The organism is Pseudoalteromonas sp. J2K-J599 (assembly GCF_059295115.2).
Map to the genome: position 1 here is coordinate 3,393,215 of NZ_CM200271.1, position 22,268 is coordinate 3,415,482.

At 37.9% G+C, this 22,268-nt stretch carries 24 protein-coding genes and 1 tRNA gene; 15 read left to right on the forward strand and 10 right to left on the reverse strand.

Annotated elements, in window-relative coordinates; genetic code table 11:
* Positions 1 to 109 precede the first annotated feature (109 nt).
* The 3 genes from AC5NT5_RS15290 to AC5NT5_RS15300 all read right to left on the reverse strand — a co-directional run bounded on the left by AC5NT5_RS15290 (position 110) and on the right by AC5NT5_RS15300 (position 2,449).
* Positions 110 to 472, reverse strand: coding sequence for a hypothetical protein (locus tag AC5NT5_RS15290; RefSeq protein ID WP_223231679.1), 363 nt, complete (start codon positions 470 to 472; stop codon positions 110 to 112).
* 94 nt (positions 473 to 566) lie between these two features.
* Positions 567 to 1,181, reverse strand: coding sequence for a paraquat-inducible protein A (locus AC5NT5_RS15295; protein ID WP_010554372.1), 615 nt, complete (start codon positions 1,179 to 1,181; stop codon positions 567 to 569).
* Positions 1,182 to 1,183: 2 nt separating this feature from the next.
* Positions 1,184 to 2,449, reverse strand: coding sequence for an EAL and HDOD domain-containing protein (locus AC5NT5_RS15300; protein ID WP_494513849.1), 1,266 nt, complete (start codon positions 2,447 to 2,449; stop codon positions 1,184 to 1,186).
* A gap of 162 nt (positions 2,450 to 2,611) precedes the next feature.
* On the opposite strand from AC5NT5_RS15300, the gene AC5NT5_RS15305 reads away from it, so the two are divergent.
* The 3 genes from AC5NT5_RS15305 (at position 2,612) to AC5NT5_RS15315 (ending at position 4,947) form a co-directional block, all read left to right on the forward strand.
* Positions 2,612 to 3,361 carry a substrate-binding periplasmic protein gene (locus AC5NT5_RS15305; RefSeq protein ID WP_494513848.1) on the forward strand — a complete coding sequence of 250 codons (750 nt, stop codon included), beginning with the start codon at positions 2,612 to 2,614 and terminating at the stop codon, positions 3,359 to 3,361.
* Between the two features lie 78 nt (positions 3,362 to 3,439).
* Positions 3,440 to 4,006 carry a PhnA domain-containing protein gene (locus tag AC5NT5_RS15310; protein WP_007586451.1) on the forward strand — a complete coding sequence of 189 codons (567 nt, stop codon included), beginning with the start codon at positions 3,440 to 3,442 and terminating at the stop codon, positions 4,004 to 4,006.
* A gap of 122 nt (positions 4,007 to 4,128) precedes the next feature.
* Positions 4,129 to 4,947, forward strand: a complete 819-nt coding sequence (locus AC5NT5_RS15315) for an META domain-containing protein (RefSeq protein ID WP_494513847.1) — start codon at positions 4,129 to 4,131, stop codon at positions 4,945 to 4,947.
* Between the two features lie 108 nt (positions 4,948 to 5,055).
* Here the strand turns inward: AC5NT5_RS15315 and AC5NT5_RS15320 are convergent, their stop codons facing one another.
* Positions 5,056 to 5,895, reverse strand: a complete 840-nt coding sequence (locus AC5NT5_RS15320; protein ID WP_182671457.1) for a 23S rRNA (adenine(2030)-N(6))-methyltransferase RlmJ — start codon at positions 5,893 to 5,895, stop codon at positions 5,056 to 5,058.
* A gap of 238 nt (positions 5,896 to 6,133) precedes the next feature.
* Here AC5NT5_RS15320 and AC5NT5_RS15325 point away from each other — a divergent pair, with 238 nt between their 5' ends.
* The 8 genes from AC5NT5_RS15325 to AC5NT5_RS15360 all read left to right on the forward strand — a co-directional run bounded on the left by AC5NT5_RS15325 (position 6,134) and on the right by AC5NT5_RS15360 (position 11,842).
* Positions 6,134 to 6,364 (forward strand): cell division protein ZapB, encoded by a 231-nt coding sequence (locus AC5NT5_RS15325; protein ID WP_002957855.1) that lies wholly within the window; start codon positions 6,134 to 6,136, stop codon positions 6,362 to 6,364.
* Positions 6,364 to 6,669 carry a cell division protein ZapA gene (locus AC5NT5_RS15330; RefSeq protein ID WP_002957856.1) on the forward strand — a complete coding sequence of 102 codons (306 nt, stop codon included), beginning with the start codon at positions 6,364 to 6,366 and terminating at the stop codon, positions 6,667 to 6,669. The genes AC5NT5_RS15325 and AC5NT5_RS15330 overlap by 1 nt, the downstream gene beginning before the upstream one ends.
* Positions 6,670 to 6,732: 63 nt before the next feature.
* Positions 6,733 to 7,755: an MBL fold metallo-hydrolase gene (locus tag AC5NT5_RS15335; protein WP_494513846.1), complete on the forward strand. Its 1,023-nt coding sequence runs from the start codon at positions 6,733 to 6,735 to the stop codon at positions 7,753 to 7,755.
* 55 nt (positions 7,756 to 7,810) lie between these two features.
* A complete protein-coding gene (locus AC5NT5_RS15340) occupies positions 7,811 to 9,280 on the forward strand; it encodes a LysM peptidoglycan-binding domain-containing protein (protein ID WP_494513845.1) in 1,470 nt (489 codons plus the stop codon).
* Between the two features lie 66 nt (positions 9,281 to 9,346).
* Positions 9,347 to 9,835, forward strand: a complete 489-nt coding sequence (locus AC5NT5_RS15345) for an FKBP-type peptidyl-prolyl cis-trans isomerase (RefSeq protein ID WP_002957860.1) — start codon at positions 9,347 to 9,349, stop codon at positions 9,833 to 9,835.
* Between the two features lie 21 nt (positions 9,836 to 9,856).
* Complete coding sequence (locus AC5NT5_RS15350) at positions 9,857 to 10,585, forward strand: SDR family NAD(P)-dependent oxidoreductase (RefSeq protein WP_494513844.1); 729 nt, start codon at positions 9,857 to 9,859, stop codon at positions 10,583 to 10,585.
* Positions 10,582 to 11,421: an amidohydrolase family protein gene (locus AC5NT5_RS15355; protein WP_494513843.1), complete on the forward strand. Its 840-nt coding sequence runs from the start codon at positions 10,582 to 10,584 to the stop codon at positions 11,419 to 11,421. Before AC5NT5_RS15350 ends, AC5NT5_RS15355 begins: the two co-directional genes overlap by 4 nt.
* A 49-nt stretch (positions 11,422 to 11,470) precedes the next feature.
* A complete protein-coding gene (locus tag AC5NT5_RS15360) occupies positions 11,471 to 11,842 on the forward strand; it encodes a hypothetical protein (RefSeq protein ID WP_024595815.1) in 372 nt (123 codons plus the stop codon).
* Positions 11,843 to 11,936: 94 nt separating this feature from the next.
* Here AC5NT5_RS15360 and AC5NT5_RS15365 read toward each other — a convergent pair whose 3' ends face one another.
* From AC5NT5_RS15365 to AC5NT5_RS15380, 4 genes are all read right to left on the reverse strand, one after another.
* Entirely contained in the window at positions 11,937 to 13,112 is a 1,176-nt protein-coding gene (locus AC5NT5_RS15365) for a mandelate racemase/muconate lactonizing enzyme family protein (RefSeq protein WP_007375956.1), read from the reverse strand.
* A 26-nt stretch (positions 13,113 to 13,138) separates the two neighbouring features.
* Positions 13,139 to 13,906, reverse strand: coding sequence for a class II aldolase/adducin family protein (locus AC5NT5_RS15370; protein ID WP_010554363.1), 768 nt, complete (start codon positions 13,904 to 13,906; stop codon positions 13,139 to 13,141).
* 165 nt (positions 13,907 to 14,071) lie between these two features.
* Positions 14,072 to 14,395: a c-type cytochrome gene (locus AC5NT5_RS15375; protein WP_002957866.1), complete on the reverse strand. Its 324-nt coding sequence runs from the start codon at positions 14,393 to 14,395 to the stop codon at positions 14,072 to 14,074.
* Between the two features lie 182 nt (positions 14,396 to 14,577).
* Positions 14,578 to 15,117, reverse strand: a complete 540-nt coding sequence (locus tag AC5NT5_RS15380) for a DUF2058 domain-containing protein (RefSeq protein ID WP_002957867.1) — start codon at positions 15,115 to 15,117, stop codon at positions 14,578 to 14,580.
* 198 nt (positions 15,118 to 15,315) lie between these two features.
* Between AC5NT5_RS15380 and AC5NT5_RS15385 the strand changes: the two genes are divergently transcribed.
* Complete coding sequence (locus AC5NT5_RS15385) at positions 15,316 to 16,464, forward strand: MFS transporter (RefSeq protein ID WP_165723902.1); 1,149 nt, start codon at positions 15,316 to 15,318, stop codon at positions 16,462 to 16,464.
* On the opposite strand, the gene AC5NT5_RS15390 is transcribed toward AC5NT5_RS15385, so the two are convergent.
* Both AC5NT5_RS15390 and AC5NT5_RS15395 read right to left on the reverse strand, forming a co-directional pair.
* Positions 16,431 to 16,931: a prolyl-tRNA synthetase associated domain-containing protein gene (locus tag AC5NT5_RS15390; protein WP_494513842.1), complete on the reverse strand. Its 501-nt coding sequence runs from the start codon at positions 16,929 to 16,931 to the stop codon at positions 16,431 to 16,433. The genes AC5NT5_RS15385 and AC5NT5_RS15390 overlap by 34 nt on opposite strands.
* A gap of 1 nt (position 16,932) precedes the next feature.
* Positions 16,933 to 17,328, reverse strand: a complete 396-nt coding sequence (locus AC5NT5_RS15395) for a putative periplasmic lipoprotein (protein WP_182694033.1) — start codon at positions 17,326 to 17,328, stop codon at positions 16,933 to 16,935.
* 166 nt (positions 17,329 to 17,494) lie between these two features.
* On the opposite strand from AC5NT5_RS15395, the gene AC5NT5_RS15400 reads away from it, so the two are divergent.
* From AC5NT5_RS15400 to AC5NT5_RS15410, 3 genes are all read left to right on the forward strand, one after another.
* Positions 17,495 to 17,570 (forward strand) — tRNA-Ala (locus AC5NT5_RS15400).
* Between the two features lie 179 nt (positions 17,571 to 17,749).
* The gene (locus AC5NT5_RS15405; protein ID WP_494513841.1) at positions 17,750 to 19,012 is read left to right on the forward strand and encodes an ABC transporter substrate-binding protein; all 1,263 of its coding nucleotides are present in this window, start codon (positions 17,750 to 17,752) and stop codon (positions 19,010 to 19,012) included.
* Complete coding sequence (locus AC5NT5_RS15410) at positions 19,012 to 22,230, forward strand: ATP-binding protein (RefSeq protein ID WP_494513840.1); 3,219 nt, start codon at positions 19,012 to 19,014, stop codon at positions 22,228 to 22,230. Before AC5NT5_RS15405 ends, AC5NT5_RS15410 begins: the two co-directional genes overlap by 1 nt.
* The last annotated feature ends 38 nt before the right edge of the window (positions 22,231 to 22,268 follow it).

Genomic DNA, 22,268 nt, shown 5'->3' on the forward strand with positions numbered 1-22,268 from the left:
CTGCTCCATCTAAAAATAAAAGAAATTCTTAAATTAGGAAGCAAAAAAGGTGTTTATGAATTACCAATAAACGGGGTTACCGCAATTTTTACATACACCTATCCTGCTATTAAGCAGACATAGGAGGGCGGTAGAGTGAACGAGGTATATTAATTTGTGTAGTAAATACACTTATATTTACTTTTTCAGATTCAAGTAAAGTAACGCTAAATAAAGTATCAACACTAAGCATTGAATTAGCAGCGCAGCCACTGATAGGGCATTTGCAATCATTTTGTGGCGTACTTTCGTCGTCGCAACAATCCATCTGCATCATATTTTCAGACATGCTAGCAACAGCTGTTGCATCACTACTGTGTGTCATTGGCATTTGGGCATGCGTTGCTGTTTTCGTTGGCAAATGTGGCATTTCGCATACCATAGCTACAGACGCAACTGCCTGACCCACAAAAGTGATCAGTAAAGTTATCATGAGTAAACTAGAGTAAAAACGTTGCAACATTATGCCTTTTAATAAATTTTAAAATGATTGTAAGATAACCTAACGGCAACCACAAATACTTTAATTATGTAGACTGCGGTTTATCAGGTGTTTTAATTAAGTTACTCGCTATAATTGCAAATATACAATATGCGCTAAAATACCAAAAGCCCTCACCAAATTGGGCATTCATAACAAGTAGCTCACCACTTTTACCATGAGCGTTACCTGCTAGGTAAGTCACTATTAATGCAATAACAAATACATCAACCATGCTCCACTTACTTAATGCACAAATAACCAGACCGAGCTTTTGCTTAAACCCATTCAAAGGTAGGCAACAATAAAGCAATTGTAATAGCAGCTTCAAGCTTGGAATAACAATAGAAAACAACCCCACTAAAGCAGCTACAAATAAATTATTATTACTAGCAAGCTCTTTAACTGTGCCTAAAATACTTTGTGTTTTGTTATAGGCGCTAATCTCGCCCTCTAACTTATCAAGCCCTAGCATATTTGAGAACATCATTAGCATGCTACGAGTCCGACCATCGCCCTCTTCAGCAAGCATTTCAATGCCCGCTTGCGCTAATTTTGATTTATCTATGTTACCCTCTATTGTTAATACTGGTTTTGTAATACCAGGAAACAATAAACAAAGAGCAACCACTACACTTATAACCGACAACCAATTACGCATATTTATTCTGCTATTGCCTCAATAATGTCATCACTGTATAAAACAGCATCCAATAAAAAATTAAATATATCGCCAATATGCAGCTCTGAGTTTATGTTGGCCAAATGGACCATAGCTTCATCTATATTATCTAATTCAAACTCTTTTATAAGCGATAAACAGTTCCCTAAAATGCCGCTCTCTAATAGTAACGCATCAGATATTGCAGCATCTAAAGTAAACTCTTTAACTATGTCTTTTAATTCAGCATCTAAAATAGCATCAAGCACCGAGAACAAACCCACCAGATACCCTTGCTCGGTCAACTCTTTATTATTTTGCTCCAATATTAGCGACATAAATTGAGCCCGCGTTAAAGCAAGCTTAGTTAATTCGGTTGGTTTTTCGACCCCCAACTCACTAATTGCTAATACGCGAACAAATTGTCTTATTGTGTCCTCACCTAAATAAATAACCGCTTGTGAAATAGACGTAATGACTAAATTTGCTTTGCCTGAACGCGCGTTAGCTAGCTTTAAAACCCTCGCTGTTATGGCGACATCTCTGGCCACTCGTTGATGAACTTCTTTAAAGCAAAGTGTTTCTTTTGCTGTAAAACGCAATAGATCAAAAACGGTTAGCTTTGAAGGCTCTACACCTTTATACGTAATCATTTCTGGGCGAGAAAAAAAGAACCCCTGAAATAAATCGCAGCCAGCCAATTTTAATACATTAAATTGTTCATGCGTTTCTATTCGTTCAACAATTATTTTTGCATGTGGATTTGCGCGTTTTATTTTTTTAATGCGCATATTGGTTTTAATAACCGGATCATCTATCTCAATTTTTATGTAATCAACATGTGCTAACAGTGGCTCCCATTTTGGATCGCCATCGTAATCATCTAACGCAAAAACATACCCTTCTTTTTTAAGTTCTTGCACACGCTCAGCCACCGCAGGAATATTACCCGTGCGCTCCACTATTTCAATAACACTATTTTCTGGCAATAAAAGTTTGGGGAAGTTATCGAGAATAGTTTCTGATGACAAGTTTATAAAAGCTAAATGATGTGCGGTAAGTCTATCTAAACCAACCAACATTAAAGCATTAAAAAATAGGCGGCTTGTCGCATGGACATCAGAAGTGCCTACAGGAAACGCATTATTGGCTGAGTCTCTATAAAGCAATTCGTACGAGAAAACATTCTGGTCTATATCAAAAATAGGTTGTCGCGCAACAAACTGAGTTATTTTTTGTGCTTCATCAGGTATGTTATGTAATTTCACTTGGCTCTAAACCTATAAATAAAAGATGGCAAAACAGCCAATAATATGTGTACTTTAATGCAACACGCATAAGATAAATATAGTCGTCATTGCAAAAATGTTAAAATTACACAACACTAATATAAAATATTAATATAAAATATTAATATAAAAGGTGGAGATTTGACTGACTTTATTCGGGTATTAGTACTGAGCCCTCTGCTATTTGTATTTTTTAGCTATGCCAGCATTAACCCTACTCCCCTCAAATATAATATTAGCGCGTCAGGGAGTCATTATCCATATTATACAAATGACCCAGAAAAGCCTGGAATATTGCCCGAAATTATTGAAAAAGTACTCGATGATGCCAATATTGCAGCTTCTCATATCGGCCTACCTACAAAGCGTATTACCAAATATTTACAAGATGAAATAATCGATTTTGATGTTATTTCATTAGAATGGCTCTCAAAGAGTGAGAGAAATGACCCTCGTTATGTTTTTTCAGAGCCGCTTATTTATGCCACAGAAATGATTGTTACCTTGCCTAAAAATACCCAGCACTGGCAAAGCGTTGATAGCTTGAAGGGTAAAAATATAGGAACGGTACTAGGTTACTATTACTTTAATGACAACACCTTTGAGCGTGTTGACTTTCCATCCGAAAAAGAACTTATGACAGCTCTATCAAGAAACCGTGTAGAAGCTGCACTAGTAGGTAAGTTAACTGCGCTCTATTGGGCAAAGCAGTTAGGGATAAACATTGCCTTCGGCGCACAGCATTCCCATGGCTTTTTAAGAATTCGCTTATTGAGCAAACATAAAGAATTATTGCCCCAAATAAACCTAGCAATTAAAAACCTTCACGCTCAAGGATATATAAAAACTATTGAAGATAAGTATATGAGTAATATACCCACACAAAATTAAGGGACTAATGGCGCAGAGCTCGTGTTTTGGAGTACAATAGCAGCAAATGTCAACTCGACCAGAATCAGAAAGAGCCCCATGAGTATTGAAAAAGCCTTAATCGAACGTAGTAATAATCAATGTGAATTGTGTGCAGCCACCGAGAACTTATCTGTTTATGAAGTACCACCGGTAACTGAAACCCACTCAGATAAATGTATTTACACGTGTCAAACATGTAAAGATCAAATCGAGAATAACAGCGAAATAACGCCTACGCATTGGCACTGTTTAAACGATAGCATGTGGAGCCAAACTCCTGCAGTACAAGTTGTAGCTTACAGAATGCTTTCGCGTTTAGCGCCTGATAATGGCTGGGCACAAGATGCGCTAGACATGATTTACCTTGAAGAAGATACGCTAACGTGGGCTAAAAAAGCACTTGCTGAAGATGACGATTTAAAGCATGTAGATAGCAACGGTGTAGTACTTCAAGCAGGCGATACTGTTACCCTAATTAAAGACTTAGACGTTAAAGGTAGTAGCCTTACAGCTAAACGTGGAACAGCTGTTCGTAATATTGGCCTAACCAGCAACCCTGAACATATTGAAGGGCGAGTTGACGGCCAGCGCATAGTTATTTTAACTAAGTTTGTTAAAAAATAATCGTTTGTTTTTAATTATTAAAGGCGCTAATGCGCCTTTTTTTTATGTTTAAAATAAGTTAAGGAATGATTAAGTCACTAGGTAATACACTAGGGGGATAATATTGAGTAAGGATAACAAACATGGAAAAGCATCAAGCAGTACATTCACGTAAAAAAGCACTTACAAGACTTAGTTTATTAGCACTGAGCGTTTTTGCTATAACCGGTTGTGATCAACAAACAAAGCCGACTGAAAATACAGAGCAAGCAAAATCAATATCGACTCTAACTACCCAAGTTAGCTACAAAGATCGCAGTATGCTTCGCCCCGGTTCACAGTTAATAGTTACGCTTTCGGATGTATCTAAAATGGATGTAAAAGCAGATATAATAACCCAAGAAGTGATTGATATTACCCAAGCCCCACCATTTACTGTAGAGCTAACTTATGATGCCAGTAAAGTTAACGATAAACACCGCTATAGCCTAAGCGCCAGAATCATAAATAAAGACAAAGTACTTTACACAAGTACCACAAATAACGACCCATTTAGAGAATCACAGCTAACTGGCCCTTATAAAATTGAGCTTTCAAAAGTATCCGTTGAAAAGCTAGACGTAACGCTTACAAACACGTACTGGAAAGCAATAACAATCAATGCTCAAACAGTAAATGTTACAACTAAAGAGCCGTTTATTCAGTTCGATAAAGACTACCGTGTTAATGGCTTTTTAGGCTGTAATAATTTTAGCGGAAGTTATAGCACCGAGCAGCACACAATTACACTTAGTCAGTTAGCGAGTACAAAAAAGATGTGTTCGGAGAATATGGACCAAGAGGCAGCTATGTCTAACGTACTTAACAATACTTCAAAGTGGGAAATTACAGGCGAGTCACTGAAACTTAAAAACAACAGCGGTAATACGCTTGCTACTTTTAACGCAGTTTATTTTAATTAATATTTAGCTCCCTAATATATGTATTACCTAACACATTCGTATATATTTCAAATAAAAATGCCCAGCAAAGCTGGGCATTTTATCATTCATTGTAAGCGCTATTTAAAGCTACTCATCAACGAGTTGTTCACTTCTGTAAAAACCACTTGGCTCACTTAACAAATCAACAAGTTCAGGCATTATTGCATCCATTGTTTGCTTTAGCTTCCATGGAGGGTTAATCACAATCATGCCAGATGCTGTCATGCCGTGTACGTCAGTATCCGCTTCAGTGCCTAATTCAAATAGCTGAATGTTGCGCATTCCTGAATCAATTAAGCCCTGCTCCATATTATCAATGCGCTCTCTGTCTACTACCGGATACCAAATCATATAAGTACCTGTAGCAAAACGCTGATGAGCTTTAACTAAGGTTTTTACAACCGTTTCGTAGTCATCTTTAATTTCGTACGGAGGGTCAATTAACACACACGCTCTGCGAGATGCTGGTGGTAATAATCCTACTAAGCCGGTAAAGCCATCTTCTCCGCGCACACGAATGGAGCGCTTACCTTGCATATTTTCTTCAAGTAATAATAAATCGCGCGGGTGCAGTTCAAAAAACCAACCCTTATCTTGGCGGCGCAAGTAATGCTCTGCAATTTTTGGTGAACCCGGATAAAATGCAAGTTCGTCAGTGTCGTTAAATGACTTAATTAATTCAATGTACTCATTAAGCTCAGCATGTTCACTTTTATGTTGCCAAAGTTTTTCAATACCATCTTGATACTCTTGCGTTTTTTGCGCATCAGCAGCTGCCAGTTCAAAAAAGCCAGCACCTGAATGCGTGTCTATATAATCAAGCGGTTTATCTTTAATTGTTTGGTAATTTAGTACTTGTGCCAGTACTAAATGTTTAAGTACATCGGCAGGATTACCCGCATGAAATGAGTGTCTGTAACTAAGCATTATTTATTTTCGCCATACGCAATTTAATATCGTAAGTGAACCATAAGCACTAGGCTTTGGCAACTCACACCTAGATAAGAGAGTGTTAAAGTGAACCATTTCTGAATGAAAAAGCTCATATGCTGAATTATCCCTTAACGCAGAAGAAAAATCAGCTAAAACCACCGTAAATGCTGGCAAATCAACACACTTTGCTTTACATTTGCATGACATTAATTACAGTTATATGAGCGCCTTTATGAACAACACTACTCTTCAACAACTCGAACAACTGATCGATTCTTTAATCGAACGTAATAATCAATTACAAACAGATGTTGCTACTTTAAAAGAACAGAACACTAAACTAAGCGATGAAAACGAATTACTACAGCTTGAAGCTTTAGAAAATGAAGAAAAGCAAAAAGATGCCAGCACTACTTTATCTGGTCTTCTTGATAAATTACAAAGCGCACAACAGGCTAGCTAATGTCTGAGCTGCAAAACCAGCGGGTCACTGTTGAGTTGCTAGGTAAAGAGCAGCAATTTGCTTGCCCCGAAGGGCAGGAAGATGCATTAATAGCAGCAGCTAAAAATCTAAATGACTTAGTTGAGCAAATGAAACAACGCTCAACCGTTAGAAACGATCAAAAAGCCCTACTAATGGCAGCATTAAACTTAAGCCACGAATTGCTAGAAGCAAAAACACAGGCTACAGTTGAACAACAGCATCAAGACCAATTGATTGATAAACTCAGTCAGCATTTGGCAAATGACCCCAAACACCAAAAATAAAAAGCGCATACTGCGCTTTTTGTTTATTATTAAAGTAATTAAACCTCAGCGTAGAGATAATAAATGAAGTTAAAACTTTCAAACATAACCTCTTTATGTAAGCACTTACTATTGTCATGCACTTTGCTATTAATAGCACCTAGCACCTACGCTGCCGTTATTTGGAATACAATAAACCCTCATATTCAGTTTTTAAAGCAACAAGACAAGCTTCGCTTTTACGACTCTAACCAAGTATTAATTGAAGGCGAAAAATGTGCCCTACTGGTTGATACGAGTGCCAATTTTGCTGCAGTTGAACAACTTGCTGAAGATTTAAAAAAACGCCTTAAAACACCTTTATGCTATTTGGTTGCCACGCATTACCATGACGATCACTTGCTCGGTATGGCGGTTATGCAAAATTTTTATCCTGATGCCAAGCTCGTTGTTCATCAGCAAGTAAATAAAAATTTTAGCCTTTACCAAACAGCATATACCGACAAACTAGACACCTATGAAAAGAGCATTGAGCTGAGCTACCAACGATTAGCGAATGTACCCAAAGAAGAGCAACCTAAATGGCGTGATAAGTTAAAGCTTGCAAAAAAGCGACTTTTTCGCTGGCAGGAGTATCAGCTTAGCAAACCCGAAATAGTAATTAATAGTCGTAAAATTATCGACCTTGGTGGTTTTGAGGTAACGCTTGAGCCGCAGCAAGCCCATACTAACGGTGATTTAACTATTACTACTAATAATGGCAGTGTACTGATTGGTGGCGATATCGTTGACTGGCTTCCTTACCCTGGACACGGTGAACTTAAAAGTTGGCAAACGTTGCTTAAGCAATATATTAACGACGAAAAGCTCACTATTATTATACCTGGCCACGGCGGCACATTAACAAAAGAGCAGCTGAAACAGCCACTATCATTTTTAACAGCCATAACAGAGCACCTTAAAAACAATAAAGATCAAAGTATTGAGCAGTTAATGCTATCGTTTCCTGAATCAGTTATTGAGCCTTATAAACAAGAAGCGCTTAATATAAAATCGAGCAACTTCTTTTTACAAGCTGGCCTAAATCGCGCAAAAAGCGCAGAATAACTCAACACAACGGATTGTGTTAAAATAATAAAAGGAATTTACAAAAGTGATCACTATGCGCAGTTTGGTTTTATGTTGTTTGGGTGTTTTGTTATTTGGTTGTCAATCAACGGAGCAAGAACCACAAGAAGCTCCACAAATATTTACTCATTTTGAGCCTGACTATACTTATGATACTGACGAGGAAATAGCTCAAACGCCTCAAGTTAATGAGATAGTTACGCCACTTCAATTCAAAAAAACAATCGTAAAAAAGCGCCCACCTAAAACCACCGATCTGTGGGTGCATATAGCCAATAATCTACACTTTACGATTTATCAAAATCGCGCCTTAAAAAAGCGTATCAGCTGGTATGCAAAGCAACCTAACTACTTACAAACGGTGAGCAAACGCGCAGCGCCTTATCTGTATCACATCGTAAAAAAAATTGAGCAAAAGCAATTACCTATGGAGCTCGCTTTACTACCATTTGTAGAAAGCGATTTTAGACCAACAATAGCCTCATCACAGCAAGCTGTTGGTGTTTGGCAATTAGTTGGCGCAACGGCGCATCACTTTGGTGTTAAATCAGATCAATGGTATGACGGGCGCCAAGACGTACTTGCTTCAACCGATGCTGCACTTGATTACTTAAGTTACTTACATAAACGCTTTGATGGTAATTGGCTACATGCTTTGGCCGCTTATAATAGTGGTGAGGGCCGTGTTAAACGCGCAATCGAAAAAAACAAAAAACGCGGTAAAAGCACCGATTACTGGTCGCTCAGTCTGCCAAAAGAAACCGCTGACTATGTACCCAAGTTACTCGCTTTAAGCTATTTAGTTAAACACCCACAAAAGGGTATAAAACGCCCAAAGCTTGCATATAAGCCATTTACAACACAGATGAACATAGGTCAGCAGTTCGACTTTTCAGTCATTGCCAAGCTCTCTGGTATAGGTTCAAAGCAGTTACATGCTATTAATCAGGGATATTTAAAAAATCAAAGCTCACCTAACGGGCCGCATACTTTACTGCTGCCTATAGGACAAGAAGCATTATTAAAAAGTCAGTTCTTCAAATCAAACTTTGCTGGAGAATACATCGTTAAACAAAACGATACGCTTTACAGTATCGCCAGGCGTTTTAGTATGTCTGTAAAAGCTTTGAAACAACTTAATAATAAAAATAATAATTTAATAGGTGTTGGAGAAAAGTTATTAGTTGGGCAACCTAAAACTCTGCCAAGCACATTAACTGTTGATTACAAAATCAGCCCTTATTTAGAACACCAAGAGATTGCGATTCCCACCATTGAAATAGATTACGAAGTTAAGTCAGGCGATAGCCTTTGGAGTATAAGTCAGCTTTACGATGTACCTCATAGCGACTTGGCAAAATGGAACAAACTCTCTGCATCGAGCATTTTAAAGCCTGGCACTCAATTAGTACTGTTTATACCACAGGCTGAAAAGCAAAAAGCAGCACCAATAAAAAAAGATTTTCTGCTAAATTTACAAAAAACACTAAATCAGCCACGTTAAGTTTATAAACAAGTATATTTCGCGTAAAATTGCGCCCTATCATAGTTATTATTTGAAGAGACAAGCATGCAAATTAGCAAAAATTCAGCAGTTGAATTTCATTACACCCTTAGCGAAGCGGGCGAGCAAATTGAAAGTAGCACAAACGAAGCGCCACTTACTTACATTCATGGCAGCGAAGGCATGCTTCCTGGTTTAGAAAAAGCACTTGAAGGTAAAGAAGCCGGCGAAAAATTTAGTGTAACTCTAGAGCCAAGTGAATCGTACGGCGAGCGTGTTGATGATTTAATTCAACGTATTCCGCTTAAGCACCTACAAGGCGACGTTAAAGTATGGAAACCAGGTATGACAGCAATGGTTAGCTCTAACCAAGGTCGTCATCAGGTTACTATTGTTAAGGTTGGTCGTTTTAACGCAGATTGTGATTTAAACCACCCATTTGCGGGCAAAACACTAACGTTTGACGTTGAAGTTGTATCTGTACGTGAAGCAACAAGTGAAGAAGTTTCTCACGGACATGTGCACGCTGAAGGCGGCTGCGGTCACTCTCACTAGTTAGCAATAAAGGAAGTAAGTATGTCTAAAGTTGCAGTAGTTACAGGTGGTACAAAAGGAATTGGTCTAGCCGTTGTAAAGCGTTTGCTAAGTAATGGCTATAAAGTACATAACCTTGATATAGAGCCAAGCGAAACTGGTATATTTCATCGGTGTGATGTAAGTGATGTATCGGCGGTACAAAGCTGCATCAACGCTATCTGTGAACAAAGTAAACGTATTGATGTACTTGTTTCTAATGCTGGAAAACACTTAAGCGCAAATATAGAAAGCACCGACGAGCAAACTCTCGATGCACTTTTTGCGCTTAATGTTAAAGGCGCGTATGCCGCAGTACAAAGCGTATTGCCAAGCATGAAAGCGCAAAATAGCGGCGCTATTATATTAGTCGCATCCGATCAAGCAATTATAGGTAAGCAAAACTCTTTTGCGTATAACCTAACAAAACATGCCCTTGCCTCAATGGCCAAAACAACGGCGCTTGATTACGCGAGCTTTAATATTAGAGTAAATGCGGTATGCCCTGGCACAATAGAAACCCCGCTATTTCATAACGCGATAGATGCGTACTGCGCAAAAAGTGGCGCAAACAAAGCTGAAATAGTTGCCGAGGAAGCAAGTCTGCAACCGCTTAACCGATTAGGTCAAGCCGACGAAGTTGCTGCCCTTGTGAGCTTTTTAGCAAGCGACGATGCCAGCTTTATTACTGGTAGCTTACAAAGTATTGATGGCGGCTATACAGCCCAATGAGCATGCAAATTATTGACCCTCATGTGCATTTTTTTAATCTTGCCGAGGGGCAATATACTTGGCTACAAGGCGAAAACCCACCAGCATGGCCTAACCTAGAAAAAATTAAACAACCAATAAGTGCAAAGCAACTTGTTAAAAGTACTGATTTTGAACTTGCGGGTATTGTGCACATTGAGGCTGGGTTTGATAATCAATCACCTATAAACGAGTTAAACTGGCTAAGCTCGCATTTAAAAAACCTTTCATTTAAGGCTATTAGTTACAACCAAATTGATGCGCCCGCAGAGCAATTTAATCACGCGCTAAGTGCACTGGCTCATTCAAGCCTTTGTGGTATAAGAGATATAACCGAAGACGATGATGCAGTGAGACTAAAAAGCCCTCATTGTATTAATAACCTTAATTTATTGGCTACAAATAAACTGCATTTTGAAGCTCAATTTGATATTGAAAATAGCGAAATAACCAAACAAATAGCTTACTACGCTAAGCAGCTACCGCAGCTTCAAATTATAATTAATCATGCAGGACTGCCAAGTAATTTAAATGACTGGCAACAAGGTGCTGAGTTACTTGCTCAGCACGACAACATAGCAATTAAATTCTCTGGTTTTGAATTACTTAGGCTCACCAGTGAGCAACAAGCCGCGTGTTTTAATTTTCTTTTTAATCACTTTGGCCAGCAGCGTATTATGTTTGCTAGCAACTTCCCTGTGTGCCAAATAAATACAAGCTACAGCAACCTATGGCACTGCCATAAGGCGTTATGCTCAAACGATAAGACATGGCATGACCTTAGCTATGCAAACGCTAAGCACTACTACCAAGTTTAAGTAAAACTAGTTATATTAAACTCTCTTTTTATAATAATACGGCCAATTTATGAAAATGTACTTTTTACTAATCGTTGTATTTTCTGCGTTTTTTCTCAATGGCTGCATATCTCAAAATCCAGACCCTACACCTAAGCTGCAACATGCTCTACTGGCAAAGCCAAATAAAACAGCCGTTAGCAAAGCAATTAAAACACTTGTACATATACAAGAAACTCAATTAGCTGAGAATGTATTTACTACCAGCAGCACAGTAACCCTTAGCAATGTGGATGGTAATAATATTATCGACACGCAAAGTCGCAATACACCCGATCAGTTTGAATTGATGATTAAAGGCAAGCAATGCTATATACGCCACCTTGATAGTAAAGCCACTATTGAGCTTAAAGACGTAGAATGTAGAATTAACGAGTTATAACAAGCTAAAACTTTACCAAACAAGTAAAAGCCGGTAAGTGACTAATCACTTACCGGCTTTTTAATGCATGACCTAAAGTTAGGTTAAAAGACTATTATTTTATTTCTACGCGTTGAGAACGCATAACAATCTCATCATTTAATTCAATACCCAACCCTGGCTCTTCTGACACTTCAAAGAAACCATTTTTAGGTTGTGGGTCTTGTAAACATAACTCGCGGTTCCACTTTTTAATCGCATAAGTGTGGTGCTCATGAATCAAAAAGTTAGGGATAGCCGTTTCTAAGTGCAGTGATGCTGCTGTTGCAACAGGCCCGCCACATACGTGAGCTTGAATACGCACATCAAAGATATCTGCGTAATCACATACTTTTTTAGTTTCGGTAAAGCCACCACATAAACCAATATCAGGTTGCAGAACATCAATACTTTGATCTTCTAAGTACGGGCGCACACCCCAGCGATTATACAAACGTTCACCACCAGCAATTGGCACATTAACTTTATCTGCTACTTTTGCATGTAATGAGTGGTTTAGGTAGTTAACTGGCTCTTCAAAGTACATACAGTCAAATTCTTCTGCAATTTCACCCAACTGAATGGCTGTTGTCACGCCTGGTAAACTGTGGCATTCAAAAATAATGTCTACTTCGTCGCCTACTGCTTCTCGAATAGCTTGCATGCGCGCACGGTATAGCTTCATTTCAGTACGTGAAATTATTTTTGTACGATCGTAATAAGTATTGCCGTCTTTATCGTACTGAATTGGATCTACTTTTACTGCATCGTAACCTTCGGCCATCGCCTTTAAAGCCGCTTCTGCATATTCTTGCGGTTGTACTAGCGCTTTAAATTCGCTATCCCAGTCAAACTGTAATTGCGATGCGTAAGTGCGTAGTTTGTCGTTAACTTTACCGCCTAATAACTGGTATACAGGTAAACCAAGCGCTTTACCTTTTATATCCCAAAGTGCGGTATCAATTGCGCTCATTGCAGCATATACAACAGGTCCGCCGCCTAAACCCCAAAAGCTCTCACGTAACATACGAGACCATAGTTTTTCTGTTTGAAATGGGTCGTGGCCGATTAAAAAGGCGTCGGCCATTTCTTTAATCATAGCCGCTGCAGCACTGTGACCTAAATCGTATGCAAGGCCCGCTTCGCCAACACCACTAATACCTTCGTCAGTATGAATTCGTACAAACACAGGTGTCCAAGAAGGTCTATCAGGACAGTGAATATCAAATACTTCAACGCGATTTACTTTCATTAAAATTCCTTATTAACCGCTATGGGTTATTTTGCAAAACTAGGGTCAAGTCGATACGCTTTACGTAACATCGCAGGCCACGCAAGTTGCCCGCCAGTGCTGCCACTGTGTACTACGTTTGCTTGATTATAAATATTGTCGATTATAGGTTGCGGTACTTCAATCACCTCTTGCGAGCTTGATTGTAGCGCTAGTTGAATTTCACACGCTCGCTGTAAATCATAAAAGCGCATAAACGCATCGCCTACCGTTGGGCCTACCGTTAAGCCACCGTGGTTTACCAATAACATATGGTTAGTGCTGCCCAAATCATCTTGCAGCACTTTTCGCTCGTCGTCGTTTACTGCAAGCCCTTCGTAGCCATGATAAGAAAGCGATGGCAATGAAAACATTGAATATTGGCTAAGCGGTAATAAACCATTTTTTTGTGTAGCGACTGCGATTGTTTCTTTGGTATGAAGGTGAATAACACAATGAGCGTCTTCGCGTACCTCATGAATCGCACTGTGAATAGTAAAACCAGCTGGATTAATACTAAATGGCGTATCGTCAATAATGTTGCCGTCTAAGTCTACCTTTACTAAATTAGAGGCAGTTACTTCATCAAAGGTTAAACCAAACGCATTCACTAAGTAGTGGTCGGTACCAGGCAAACGTGCTGATAAATGCGTATAGATTAAATCCCCCCAACGAAAGTGCTCTACCAGTCTATAACATGCGGCTAAATCAACACGAAGTTGCCACTCTTGTGCTGATACTTTATTTTTTAAATCGAGTTGGGGTAAATCAAACATAATGAGCCTTTTAAAAACGTACATTATTAACCTGTACGAACAGATGTTTAGAAGTCTAAAGCAGTCTCTATTTTATAGCAAACACCAAACAAAACAGCCACACTATTGTGTGGCTGTTTGTAAAACTAAAATACCAATTGCATTAAAATGGTATAACTGCGTAAATTATTTTACGTTAGCTAGGTAATCTGCAATTGCTTCAAACTCTTCATCAGTTACCGTTGCAACCATTGCTTTCATTGCCATGGTCATACCGTTATTACGTGCACCTGACTTAATATCTTTCATTTGCGCTACTAAGTAGTCTTTGTTTTGACCGTTTAGTTTAGGGTACATACCCATAATTGGTGCTTTACCTTCAGCGCCATGACAAGTTTGACAATTCTTAGCGGTATAAAGTGCAGCGCCATCGGCAGCTGCTGCATTAAACGAGAAGCTTGCGGCTAAAGTAATACCCGCGCCTAATAGTAGTGTTTTCATCTTGCTCATTGTATTTACTCTTCTTTTTTGACGGTTAGAAAAACTGTTCTATTGATTGTAGTAAACAATCAAATAAAAAGCATACGTACGAAACGACGCTAGACGATCAACTTAACCAAAAACCGCTAACTCGTTTCTATCTCACTTTTATATACTTTAGCAAATAAAAATGAGCTTACCCTTAATAACTATTACCACACTATATCATCTGGTACTTCAAAGTCTGCGTATGGGTCATCTTCATCTTTTGGTTTGTTTTCTGGCTCTACATGAAAAACAATATACTTTTCGTCAACTTCAGCCACTTTGCGTGCTGGTTCGTCGTCTAATACGTAAAATTGCCCTTCTAGTACACAAATAGCTAAACGACCGCCCGATAACGCTTTTTGCGTTTTCTCGTTCACGTCGATATTTTTTACTTTGTTTTGATAAGTAAAATTAAATGTGCGCTCACCACGAATAGCATCTTGGTTGTGGTGTTCTAAAATTTGTTTAACACGCGCTTCTTGTTCGCGCTGCTTTAAGCTCACTTGGCGTGTTTGGTTAAGCTCTTCAGCTTTTTTTTGCTGCTCTAGCTTGGTTTGTTGAATATGCTTTTGCAGATCACTTGGGTTGCTAGTAGCCCCTTTCTTTTGCTTTTTTTGTTGCTTACGCTTTTCTGATTTAGCAACTTTAGCATTATGCGATGTTGTTAATCCTGCTTGAAGCAATTGGTCTTGTAATGAACCCATGACTTTGTTCCACTAAAAACTAATATTATCGCTATTTTAATCACCAACGAGTTCAAATAACAGCGCTATCGACATTAATCTAGCAAACTAGTTAAAACAAACCATGATATAGCGCAATGACTATGGTTTTAATTATGAATTAAAACCAATTTTTAATACAATACCAGACAACCAATCAGCAAATGCACAAGCCATATAATGCGTTTACCTCATCTACTCGTTTGCTCGGTATTTATATTTTTTGTGCTTTATGCACCGCAACCCCTACTTAGCCTTTTTGCGAGCGAATTTAATGTAGCACCTGCGGTAGCTGGCAGCTTAATGACTGCAACTATGCTGCCCTTAGCCATTGCCCCGCTCGTTTATGGTTTATTTTTAGCAAAAATAAATCCACTACTTATATTACGTATTGCAATGGTGCTTTTAGGCCTTAGCTGCTTACTTTTTATTTATGTACCTAGCTTTGAGCTTTTATTATTAGTCAGATTTTTACAGGGTTTAACGCTCCCCGCAGCTTTAACAGCAATGACTAGCTATATAGGCATGAGTTATAGCGCTGATACACTTCAAAAAAATATGACCCTATATATTGGTAGCAGTATAGTTGGTGGTTACTTTGGACGTGTGCTTGCCGCTTTGTTTAGCGACTTATGGAATTGGCAGAGCTTTTATTACGTAATTGCTTTTATGCTTCTTTGCTTAGCTTTGACAGTTAAGCATTCCCGCTTTACAAACCCAGCTAAACAGTCGCAGCTCTCCCCACTCGATTACATTAAACAACTTAAAGAAGGCGCTGTACTTAAAGTTTACGGCGCCGTTTTTTGTATGTTTTTTTGTTTCGCTGCACTGCTTAATTACTTACCGTTTATATTACAAAACACGTTTTTAATTACCAATACTCGTGACATAGGTTTAGTTTACAGTGGTTATTTAATTGGTGCCCTCGCCTCTATTGCTGCACCTTGGTTACTTAAAAAAGTCCCTTCGCCTTGGCACTTATTAACTGCGGTATTTAGTTTTTATAGTGTGAGTATTATTTTATTAATGAGCCATCAGCTTAGCTTATTTTTAATCGCATTTACTTTGTTTTGTGGTGCTATGTTTGTGATTCATTCAACTGCCGCACCGCTCGTTAATAAAATAAGTAAAGCCCCACCAAGTGTAACCAATGGCGGATATGTATCGTTTTATTACAGTGGTGGCGCATTGGGGTCGTTATTACCCGGTGTGGTATACCAACATCATGGGCAAACAGCGTTTATGTTTACGCTGCTTGCGGTTTGCTTATGTGGTTTATCGTTAATTATGTGGGCTTATTTTGAGGGTAAAAATACAACGCGCGGTTGATGCTTTGTGTAATTAAAAAATGTTTCTAAATCAGCTTTACTAAGCAACCATGTTTGGGTGTTTTCAAACGGATGACAATGAAACAAATCACCGTGCCAAATATCTTGGTCAACCCATAAGCTCACTTCGTTTTGCTTATCATTTAAAAGAGCCAACATAGATACACACCCAGGAGCCACTTTTAAATATTTAGCTAGCCGCTCACTCGATGCGAACCCTAAGCGTGAAAGCCCTTGTTGCTTTGATAGTGCCTTTAAGTCGAGCTGCTTATTGTGCGCTGTAATAACTAAAAAGTGTCGCTTGCCTTCTTTATCGCGTAAAAATAGGTTTTTAAGACGAGTACCTGGGCGCTCAATCATAAACTCATCTGCCGCTAAGCTAGTATGTAGCGGCGGATGCTCTATTACATCATAGTTAATATCTAGGTGCGCCAAAAGCTCTGCTAACTTAGTTTTATCAGCCAACATATTACAAACAACGCCCTCTTAGTTGTACACTCAAATCTCGCCATAAAACATCATTAACTTCATGCTTGTTGTCGCAATACTTACGATCTTTTAGCTCCTGATTTAATAATTCAACTGCTTGGTCTTCTAGCTGTAACTTCAGAATGCTCGACTCTTCAAAATGCTCTTTCTCTATATACTGCTTAACCTCACCACGACTTGGTCTCTTATTAGAACCACGGTCAAGGTTAAAGTTTTCACGATGCTTAGCTTTTACCGAAACAACATAAGCAAAAAGCTTATTGCCTTGATCATCTTGCTTTTCGTGAAACTGTTTATTATTTATTTCAAAAGGCGGCTCATCATTTGAGGCACAGCCAGCGAGTAAAACCATAAGCGCTAGAACACATTTTTTCATTGTTTTTTATCGTTTTAGTTTTGAATTAAGCCGAGTCTAACAAAAATTGACGTAAACAGTGAAAATTTACGAAAAAATACTTGACCAAATTTATAAAAAAACTTAAAGTTCGTCCCGCTTGGAACTCAGCAGTCAAGCAGTTACATTATATGTAACTTAGGAATGTGGGGCTATAGCTCAGCTGGGAGAGCGCCTGCCTTGCACGCAGGAGGTCAGCAGTTCGATCCTGCTTAGCTCCACCACTTTCCTACTCCTTTTCAAATTCGTTCTACTCTTCTATTTTTCCACTGTTTTTATTATTTTTTGACACCCTAATATTCTAATTTTTCATTCTATATAATTTTAAATTTATCCATTCAACTTGTGTCTTTACAAGTTCTTAGCTATACATAATGTCACACATTAGTACTTTAGGCTTAACATGGACAACCCTAAGCGTTCAACGCTAAAAAAGCTAGCTGCAATAGGTTTAACAGCTGGTGCAATAACACATGCGCCTTATGTTTTTGCCCGAAAAAAAGTCACATTAAGAGTGCTTGGTACGCATGTAACACTCCAAGAGGCTATCCGCAAGCAAGCGATGAGTGACTTGGGTATTAATATAGAATTTACTCCCGCAGGCAGCGCTGCTGTTTTGCAAAAGGCATCAATGGACCCTAGCTCCTTTGATTTATACGAACAATGGTCAGACAGCATTAATGTGCTTTGGGATGCAGGTTCCATTCAGCCAATAGAAAAAAAACGACTCACCTACTTTAACGAGATAAATCCACTTACTAAAACGGGAAAACTAACCGAAACTGCAAGTATTGGTGCAGGTGATTCCCCCTATAAATTATTAAATGTTCAACCCGATGGCACATTAAGCTCACAAGAAAGCGATCATATTAGCTTTTTACCTTATGTGCATAATGTTGACTCTTTTGGTTACAACACCGACTTTATTAAGCCCGGTATAGCATACGAAACAGAAAGCTGGAGTTGGCTGCTTGATGACGAGAACAGAGGTAAAGTAGCTATTGTAAATGCGCCTACCATTGGATTATTTGACCTAGCCCTAGCAGCACAAAGTAAAGGACTTATAAAATTTAACAATATAGGTGCAATGACTCGCCCAGAACTTGATAGGTTGTTTAGTATATTACTCGACTTTAAACGCCAAGGTCACTTTAGTGGCTATTGGAATTCGGTTCCTGAGTCGATTGAATTTATGAGAAGTAAGCGAGCCCATATAGAAAGCATGTTTTCGCCTGCAGTTTCTGCATTAAACAGCCAAAATATTAATGTTCAATTTGCCGCGCCAAAAGAAGGCTACCGAGGCTGGCATGGTGTTATGTGTTTATCGTCACAAATACAAAGTAGCGCAAAAGATGCAGCTTACGATTATATGAATTGGTGGCTTTCAGGCTGGCCTGGTGCATTTATTGCTCGCCAAGGTTATTACATTAGTAACCCGCAGCGCTCTAAACTACTCCTATCTCAGTCTGAATGGGATTACTGGTACGGTGGAAAAGCAACAAACATAGATTTATTAAATACCAATGGCGACGTAGCTGTAAAAGCAGGTGGGCAACGTAATGGCGGTAGTTACCATAAACGCTTTAGTAATGTAGCAGTGTGGAATACAGTTATGCCAACCTATGACTACAGCCTGCAAAAATGGTATGAGTTGATTAGCCGATAATGATAATAAACTCAATTAAATCAAAAATAATATTAGCTCTGTGTTCGCTGATTGGATTACTTCTTTTACAGAGCTATTTGTTTAACTATTCGCAAACGTCTTTACTTAACTTGCAAAAATCGCAACATAACGCGCTTATTCAAAGTGAAGCTGTAACTAACTTAGAAAACGATATTATTTCCCTGCAAGGGCATGCAGTTTCATTTATTGACAATGCAAATGAAAATACGATTACCAAATTTAATTTTTATTTGAATAAGGCAAATCTAAATCTCGAGCAGCTAAAAACAAACACTCAAAACCAGACCCCTGAGTATCAAAACTCACTAATACGCCTTGGCGAGTATTTAAATAATTACCAAGATACATTTGGCCAAGTTGTCGTAAACAGACAAAAACGCGAACACATTTACATTACTCAGTTCAAACAACCTATTGATGACTTACAAGTAACAATTAGTGATTTAGAAGGGTCTTCAAACAATGATAATAAAGTTATTTTTAACGATGTTTTACTCACAATAAGTAATTTAAAACATGCAATTATAAGCTACCTCTATAAACCTAATTTTGATGAAGCACAAAATGTAAAACAAAACTTAAATCACTTACATAAAAAACTAACGAGCACCTCTGTAATAAATGAATCCCTCTCCAATAAAACAACAAGCTTAAAACAAGCTTATAACCAACTTGTATTACTCACCCGTAGCTACACTTTTTCTGTAAATGTAGTGCTTACAGGCATAGAAAACGAATTGCTGTATTTAACTAATGAAATTAAAAACGTAGAAAAAAATAAACTAATCAAAACAGAAGAGCTACTAAGTAGCCACTTAACAAAAAATACAGAACAGGCAAATATATTTGCCGTTTTAATTATGTTAATCATTTTATTTTTAAGCTATTTTATTTTTAGATCGGTTATAAAACCAATTACTCAGCTCACTTTATTACTTAAAGACATGAATAGCGAAAAGCCAGTAACTATTTCAAATAACAGCCAAAATCAAACTGAAATAGCATCGGTAATAAAAGCAGCTAACGCTTTATATTTAAAAAATAAGCAAACCAAAGAGCTACTCAATGAAACCCGCGTATTAAATTCCCAAATGGAAGCAATGAATGCCGACCTGACGAGTGCCATGGAGCAAACCGATAAAGCCAATAAAACAAAAATAGATTTTGTAGCCAATATGAGTCATGAACTTCGCACCCCAATGAATGGCATATTAGGTATGTTGCAACTTTTACAAAGCAGCGAGCTTCCCTCAAGGCAAAAACACTACGCAGATAAAGCTTTTTCAAGTGCTCAAAATTTATTGCAGATTTTAAACAATATTCTGGATTTTTCTAAGCTAGAATCGGAAAAAGTTCAGTTAGAGCAAATCCCTTTTACCTTACATACTATAGTTTCTAACGTTCAAAATTTATTCTCAACAAATGCCAAGCAAAAAGGTTTGTTATTAAACTTTACTTTACACGTTGATGCAGGGCTTGAACTTATTGGCGACCCAATGCACTTAAGCCAAATAATAAATAACTGTGTAGGTAACGCAATTAAGTTTACTGAGCATGGTGAAATATCATTAATTATAGAAGCGACATCTCAACACGAAAAAACAATAAACCTTCGCTTTAGTATAAAAGACACGGGTATTGGGATGACTGAAGAGCAATCAAAAATTATATTCCAGTCTTTCTCGCAAGGTGACTCAAGCACAACAAGAAAGTATGGTGGGACCGGTTTAGGACTCACTATAAGCAAACAATTAACTAAATTGCTGGGCGGAGATATACAAGTAAGGAGCACGATTAATCAAGGTAGCGAGTTTTTCTTTACTTTACCCTTTACTTTATCTGAGCAACAAAAGCTTAAAAAACACGCCTTATTAATTAGCCCCGATAATGAGCAAATTAAAAAATTAATGGACTTACTAAGTGATATAAATATAACGACAGAAACAACACAAGAACCATTAAGAGCCATTGCAAAAATGTCTCAGCCTAGTAGCCCATTTAGTATTGTAATAATGTCGATAGAAAAAAAAGAGCTCAACGATAACTTTATTTTACAACAACTGTACGCTCAAAATAAAAACGTTAATGAAAAATTGACACTGATTTTATTAATTACCGATGAAGAGTCTCCTGAGCCAATTGCAAAAAATGAAAATATAGACATTATAATTATCGGTAATAAAAATAGTGAAGTTGAAGTTTTAAGAAAGCTTTCACCAAATAATTTCAAAGAAAAGCAATTAAAGCCTCACCCTAAATTCTCGGGTTTTAATGCATTAGTTGTTGATGATAATAGAATTAACCAAGAAATAGCCTCCGCCCTTTTAGCAAGATTAGATATGACCGTGATCATTGCTGATAATGGACATGATGCATTAGATAAAGTCGAGATAAATGACATCGATATTATTTTTATGGATGTTCAAATGCCAGTTATGGATGGGCTTGAAGCAACAAGCATATTAAGAGAACGAGGCTACAAAACTCCCATAATTGCCATTACGGCAGCCGCAGATCCTAATGATAAAAAAGCAGCGTTTAGAGCGGGTATGGATGACTTTTTAGTAAAACCGATTATTTTTGATGCGCTTTACGAAAGTATTGAAAAGCATCTGCAAAGTAGCGAATCTCTGAGCACTATAAACCTGCCTTTAGCAAAAGAAAACCTAGAAAACAATGACGAATTGTTAGCTAAATTATTTACTCAGTTTGTCAACGATTACAATGACTTTTCGATTAAAGCTGATATATTAATCAAAAATGGAGAGTTAGAAAGCTTAATTCGACTAGTACATACACTCAAAGGCTTGGCCGGCACATTAGGCTTTGAGCTACTGCAACAAAGCGCGCAAAGTGTTGAGGAAAGCTTAATAGATAAGAAAAGTATTAATTTATCTCATTTTAATGAGCAATTAATACTTACACTTTTTGCTGTAAAACAATTTTTGATAGCTGATAGCTTTAAAAAAGAACATATACAGCAACATGAACTAGAAAACGAAGACTCGGTTATTGATAATATATACTCATTAGCATTAACGGCTCGCCCCGTACCTAGCAGTTTGGTTAGACAGCTAGAAATGAATCAATATGATAGAGGCCACTCTCTATTTAAGCTCAAAGAAGCAATTGATCACTTTAACTACGCGTTAGTAATTGAGCTTATTGATAAGTATAGAAACGATAATAAAAATTAGGCATAACCACTAACCTGAACTAGATTTAATATTGTAAA